This is a genomic window from Mesorhizobium sp. ORS 3428 (genome assembly GCF_001854785.1).
GTDB lineage: Bacteria > Pseudomonadota > Alphaproteobacteria > Rhizobiales > Rhizobiaceae > Mesorhizobium.
This window is the reverse complement of sequence record NZ_MDFL01000032.1, coordinates 1-5,795: the sequence shown is the minus strand read 5'-3', so window position 1 is coordinate 5,795 and position 5,795 is coordinate 1. Positions and strand designations below refer to the sequence as shown.

7 protein-coding genes and 1 pseudogene are annotated in these 5,795 nt (G+C 58.2%); 1 reads left to right on the top strand and 7 read right to left on the bottom strand.

The genetic code is table 11. From position 1 onward, the window contains the following. Positions 1 to 344: 344 nt before the first annotated feature. Positions 345 to 728 (bottom strand): tautomerase family protein, encoded by a 384-nt coding sequence (locus ORS3428_RS05445; RefSeq protein ID WP_040985526.1) that lies wholly within the window; start codon positions 726 to 728, stop codon positions 345 to 347. A gap of 52 nt (positions 729 to 780) precedes the next feature. After that, the gene (locus ORS3428_RS05440) at positions 781 to 1,182 is read right to left on the bottom strand and encodes a MarR family winged helix-turn-helix transcriptional regulator (RefSeq protein ID WP_040986140.1); all 402 of its coding nucleotides are present in this window, start codon (positions 1,180 to 1,182) and stop codon (positions 781 to 783) included. 109 nt (positions 1,183 to 1,291) lie between these two features. On the opposite strand from ORS3428_RS05440, the gene ORS3428_RS05435 reads away from it, so the two are divergent. Further along, complete coding sequence (locus ORS3428_RS05435; protein WP_071095293.1) at positions 1,292 to 2,146, top strand: IclR family transcriptional regulator; 855 nt, start codon at positions 1,292 to 1,294, stop codon at positions 2,144 to 2,146. Here the strand turns inward: ORS3428_RS05435 and ORS3428_RS05430 are convergent. From ORS3428_RS05430 to ORS3428_RS05410, 5 genes and pseudogenes are all read right to left on the bottom strand, one after another. After that, positions 2,100 to 2,756 (bottom strand): ThuA domain-containing protein, encoded by a 657-nt coding sequence (locus ORS3428_RS05430; RefSeq protein WP_040997817.1) that lies wholly within the window; start codon positions 2,754 to 2,756, stop codon positions 2,100 to 2,102. The two genes, ORS3428_RS05435 and ORS3428_RS05430, sit on opposite strands and share 47 nt — an antisense overlap. Before the next feature lie 202 nt (positions 2,757 to 2,958). After that, entirely contained in the window at positions 2,959 to 3,492 is a 534-nt protein-coding gene (locus ORS3428_RS05425) for a VOC family protein (RefSeq protein WP_071095291.1), read from the bottom strand. A gap of 72 nt (positions 3,493 to 3,564) precedes the next feature. Continuing rightward, the gene (locus ORS3428_RS05420) at positions 3,565 to 4,476 is read right to left on the bottom strand and encodes an N-acyl homoserine lactonase family protein (protein ID WP_071095288.1); all 912 of its coding nucleotides are present in this window, start codon (positions 4,474 to 4,476) and stop codon (positions 3,565 to 3,567) included. After that, positions 4,473 to 5,018, bottom strand: coding sequence for a hypothetical protein (locus ORS3428_RS05415; RefSeq protein WP_071095286.1), 546 nt, complete (start codon positions 5,016 to 5,018; stop codon positions 4,473 to 4,475). Before ORS3428_RS05415 ends, ORS3428_RS05420 begins: the two co-directional genes overlap by 4 nt. A gap of 574 nt (positions 5,019 to 5,592) precedes the next feature. Then, positions 5,593 to 5,795 (bottom strand): annotated as a pseudogene (locus tag ORS3428_RS05410) (substrate-binding domain-containing protein); the annotation flags it as partial.

The following is a 5,795-nucleotide window of genomic DNA, read 5'->3' as shown; positions in this document are numbered from 1 at the left end:
TCAACATCAAGAGGATCCAGTCCGTCACGAAGCGGCGCCACCGGGCTACCCCGGTAGGCGGTCGCCAAGCGATCGGCCAAATGTCGATGCACGTCTTCCATTCAGCTCAATCCGTTCGTGGAACCAAACCGCGCAGACACGATAGTTTATTCCGGCGCGGTGTTAAAACTCACGTCGCGAAATCCTCTCACATGGTGAGAGTTTCGATCGCAAGATCAATGGACGCACGGCGAAGCCGAAAAAACGGCATTGTGCTCRCATTTTCGCTGTTCGGTCCACTCTGGGCGGGCCAGCGCAGTGGTCTGTTCTTAAGTCTCCGGCTCCGGCAGTGGCGCGTCGTTCAATTACTGCGCGCGTTGCGCGAGTCCTCGTCCAAACGAAATGTTGGCCCGCCCAACTTCGTGGATGGTGATGAAGATATCGTCCGCGGAGATCTCGCCTGTTGCAACCAGCCGTTCGTTGATATCTCGCAGCAAGGCCTTCTTTGTTTCGTCGGGGCGCCCTTGGATAAAGGTGATCTCAAGGATAAGCAGCTTAGAGGAATAAGAAAGCCCCAAATAACCCTCGGTATGGATGTAGTCGTCGCTATCATACTCGCGGAACAACTGATAGCGATCTTCGTCAGGAATACCCAAATTCGCAACAATGGCCGCTTGGACGGCATCAGCCATCTTCCTCTTTGACTGCGGCGTACGGCCCTTCTTCAGATTGAAAATAGCTACAGGCATTTCAGCTCCTACAGTTGGATTTAGGGGTATATACCCACATCGTGGTGAWAAACTATAATTCGTTTAGTGTCCCGAGCAATTCAGCGGCGCCATTTGCACCCAGGCGCGCCTCAATCGATCTTTGAGCCCCGCACCAAAGCTCTTCACCTTTTGCCAACGCGTCTCGCCCAGCGAGCGTGAGAAGGACATGCGTTTCACGCTGGTCAGCATCGCCGCGGGAGAGCAAGACGAGGTCCATACGCTCGAGCACTCGAACGTTTCGTCCAACGGTGGACCGATCGAGTTCGCTCAACCGACCCAGCTCGGACAAAGTGACAGGTTCAACCCTTGCGATCTTGCGAAGCAGGCCAAACTGCGCAACGCCAACGCCGATCGGGGCAAGAGCCTCGTCGTAGTGCGCACTGACTTTGCGCGCGGCATTCCTCAGCATCGTACAGTAGCATTGCTCTTCCATGAGAACGGGTATATACCCGTAATATGCCATGCGCAAGGGTAATCATGATCATGTGCTGAAATGGGCCGGGCAGAGATATCTTTGCGGCGGGGCGGATTCGGAGAATAGGATGGGCCTGGATCTGGCATTGGAATTGCTCGAACGGATCGTTCTGTCGGAGGCGCGCTACCGTCTCTCGGACATTGCTTCAGRACTCAACATTCCAATGTCGACGGCTTATCGGCTCGTCGCGTCCCTGGAGAAACGGGGGCTGGTCATAGGGATTGGCGCAGGTCGCTATGCCGGCGGGTTTGCTTTGGCCAAATGGGCTATGTTTGTCAGGCCAACGGATACACTCTCAGCGATCGCACGGCCCCACCTCAGGCGTCTGGCGCGAACAACCAAAGCTACGGCTCATCTCGGCATATTTGAAGCCGACATGGTCACTTATCTGATCAAGGAAGGATCAACCAGAACTGCGATCTTCACGCGCGAAGCGATGCAGCTTGAGGCCTACTGCTCCGGGGTCGGAAAGGTCCTGATTGCTGCCCTGCCAGCAACCGACCGGGAGGAATATCTTTCCAGCGGCGGTTTTGTACCCCTGACCGCGCGGACCATAACCGACCCTGGGAAGCTGCGGCGCCATCTGGCTCAGGTTTTAGCCCAGGGTTACGCCCTCGACATGCATGAGGCCGCAGACAATCTTTGCTGCCTCGCTGTTCCTTTGCGGGACGCGACAGCTGGCACGTTCGCGGCAATTTCAATAGCATGTTATGGCGCTGCTCCGAACGAACTGCTGGAACACTTACCTCTGCTTCGCGAAACGTCCAACGCTCTCACTGCAAGGCTCGGCAAGGATGCTGGATATTTGATAGAAAAGGCAAGGTTGAGCAGCGATGAACGCAGGCGCCAGGCAACCCGCACCGCGGCAGCTAGGGCTACGGATTTGGAGACCGAGCTGCCCAGAGAAGTCCGCGTTCCATGATCGTGTGCATCTGTGGAACTTTGAATTCCTCGAAAGTATGGCCAAGGGCCGAATAGAAGACGCGCCCCGTCCCAAAGCGGCGCTTCCATACGACGGGCATCACGACGCCATCGATCCAGCCGAAATACTCGCCCGTGAACGTCGTGGTGGCAAGGACCTCGTTGGAGGGGTCAACGTGCATGTAGTACTGCTCCGAGCGATAGTCGAAGTCCGAGATCCCACGCATGATCGGATCCGACGGCTTGGCGATGTTAATGCGATAATCAATAATATCCCCGGGATGTTTCACCCATTGCCCACCCGTCATGAACTGGTAGTCGGTCTCCATTCGGAACGTGTCACACATAGTGGCATGAAAACCAGCCAGCCCAGTTCCGCCCCGAACGGCCTGCAGCAGGTTTTGCAGCTCGGGTTTTTCGATGGTTCCCAGGGTGATTACCGGAATGATCAGATCGAAGCTGGCAAGCTCGGGGTCACCATAGGCTGTCGTGCCGTTCTCGACGACAACCTCAAAATCATGGGCCGCGAGCATATCGCGAATAACCAACGCGCTCTGCTTGGGCGTGTGAAATTCACGGCCGCCCCAGGTGATCAGTGCCTTCCTCGTCATTTTCTGCCTGTCCTTGCAAACTTGAATTGGACCCCAGTTGCGCGAAGCTCCTGCGGGAGTGAGGGACGAACCGCCTTGCGCCAGATAGAGCGCAAAACGATTGTGGGATCGATGGAAGCACAGGAACGTTCACCGAGGCGATGGGCGCCTCGTCAACCGACTGGCCAATAGGCGACTGTAGAAAACTCATTTTCACCGCCAATCAGGATGGCAGGCCGTGACGGATCGGATCAGACCCGTCCCAAGCCTCCGAAGCCGCTGCCACTCGCGCGAAGATCGCCTGGCGCTCAGGACCCATTTTTGCAATTTCGAAAATGGTCTGGGGGTCCCTGAGGTGTTCCATGTAGACCAAAGGGCCATAGGTGGAGCCTACCTCCTGAACGACTGTCCAGCCTGCATCGAGGGCTCGGCCCAACGCGCCATCGARATCTTCCTGCCAGGCAGCCACGTGCTGAAGAAGACCTCCATCGGGGTAACGCTCAAGCCACTCGGTGTAGATGCTCGCCTCGGAGCTCGCTTGCTGGATGAGCTCGATCTGGAGCGCACCGCTATTAGCCATGGCTACGTGAAGCCGCAGTTCGATGGGCCTGCCGCGGTAGATACAGCTTTGCATGGGGACATCCTTACGCACGAACCAGGGTCCGATGCCGGCTTGTTCGGACAAAAATCCCACTCGCTCATCGATGTCGCGAACAATGTAACCGGCCTGTTGGATGTTACCGAAGATGCGGCTCATCTTGTTCGCCTCCCAATGCCAATACGCCCATCATTCGATTTCAAAGGTCGACGGGTATGGGGCTATGCGTCCTCACCGGTTCGACGCCGCCGCGGCGCGAGCCTCAACCGACGGCAGCACGCTCTCGTGTYCGTCGCCCAGGCACAGTTCGATCACCTTCAGGCCRTACTCGGACGTTGCAGACGGAAAACGCTCTGCCAGCCTGCTCTCATGGACCGGAATGACCCGCGTCCGATCGCCGCCGGCGGCCTCGATCATCTCGTGCGTTGTCATCACCAGGTTGAACGCGCTTCCCGAGGCAGCACCGATAGGCAGATAGAACGGCTTTTCGGCGTCGCCTCCGTCGAGGTTTTCGAACTGGTAGACGAGATCTCCGGCCAGTATCCAGCTGTCGGCCTGGGTTCCGGCGGAGTTCCTCACTACGACATACTGCGAACCCGCCGTATGCGTGTCGAAGGCCGGCACGAGATCGATACCGGGCAGAACGTTGTCGCTGCGCCCCTTGAGCAGGGTGAAACGGCCCTTCCGCGCGAGATCGATGCATTCAAGGATATCGGCAGAGTCCACGAAACTGGTTAGCCAGCGGAAGCGGCTGTCCAGCGACATCCGCCAAACCCAGTCGGAAAGCTCACGTTCCTGCATGTAGAAATGGGCGTTCGGGAAATAGCRCAAACCACCCAGGTGATCGAAATGCGCATGTGTGGGTAGAACATGCGTCACATCGGCGGGTGYAATGCCAAGCGACTGCAACACCTTTGCTGGGCTTTCCCATTTGTCGACGGTGAGCCCGGAGGTATGCTTCTTGTCGTGAAGCTCCCAATCGAAGCCGGCATCAACCAGCGCCACGATGCCCTCGCCCCGGATCACTATGAAGCCGAACAAGATCGGACACACACCGGCGTTGTATTTCCCATTCAGGAAGGCACCGATGGGATTGTCCGGTGCGGTGGCATACTCGACGACATGGATCGAATAGGTTGTCATGAACTCTGGACCCGGTTGCCTGGAAATTGATGCGGCTTGGCATGCGTGGCGCAGCAACTCGYCGCGAAGTTGWCGACATCGAAGCCGGCGGCAAGCTTGCTGACGGTGCGAAGTTCCYGGACGACTTGCCGCAACCCCGCCATGACGGACGCGCAACGCGGATCATCACGCATGTCGGCGCCGTCGCGAACCATTCCGGCGATTGCGTCCAGTTTCTCCAGCGCTACAACCAGATGATGCCTGTGATGGCGCGCACCCTGCGTGGTAGCTCGGCTTGTCATAAGCGATTGCTTCGCCCTTTCTAGTGGCTCGGCGAGCCGCCAATGGAAGCCAGCACCCAACGCCCCCCGGTCCGATGAAGCAAAATCGGTCAGTAGGATGGCCGTCAGGAGGGCAACCACATACTTCATGTCCTCAAAGGCCGTGGAAGCGGCTTGGTAGTAGCCCTCGTCCTGAGTGTGGGACGCCGCCACGGCCTCGGCCGGCCCGACCCCGATCACCTCGGCGACGAAATCCATGTTGACGTTGTCCAGGAATCTCATGACTGAAGTCTTTCCTGCACGTTGTCCGCCGCAGTCCGGCCGGCAAAACCGCGATCATCCACGGCGTCCTTGCGGTTCACCTCATCTGATCGTGGATGTGTGGTCCCGGCAGAGCCCGACGGCTGGTGTAGGCTTTTCACGCCCCGCCAGCCTGCGCAGGTAGTCCGCAAGCACGCGTCGCTCGCGCCCGCGCCGAATTGCTGATGGGCTGTTCCCGCAATTCCCGCAGACGTGGAGAGATCAGGCGCAAATGGGAACTCGGCCGCTCCGGGTCGTTCTATGCGGGTACTCATCCTGGACAGCACTCCCCCACCGCTAACGCCTCTACTCGATCAATATATCTAACATGTTAACTAATCGTCAAGCGTCCCGGCACCGGTCTCGATCAAATCTGGGGCAGACCGCTCGCTGTCGGGGTCGCAGTTGCGAGGCGCTCGCACCGACCGACCGACGGTTGCCTGATCCTAACGCCGCTTGAGGGCAGCCCGCCAGGCGGATGTCAGGATTAGACGACCGCAGCGCTTGATCATCGCGCCTCTCGCCAAGCCTTAGCGAGAGGCGCGGCGAATTAGGCTTACTTCTTGCCGATGATGTTTTTGAGGGTCCAGTCGTATGAGTATTTGAGCCACAGGATATCGCTATCGGCCAGATTACCATGATCGGCCTTCAATTGCGCCACAGAGAGGACCGGAACGGGAGCCTCCATCGTCATGGGCACCGGTTCCCCACTGAGCTTCGCTACCGCGACGTTCACCGCCATGCCGCCGACTCCCGGAT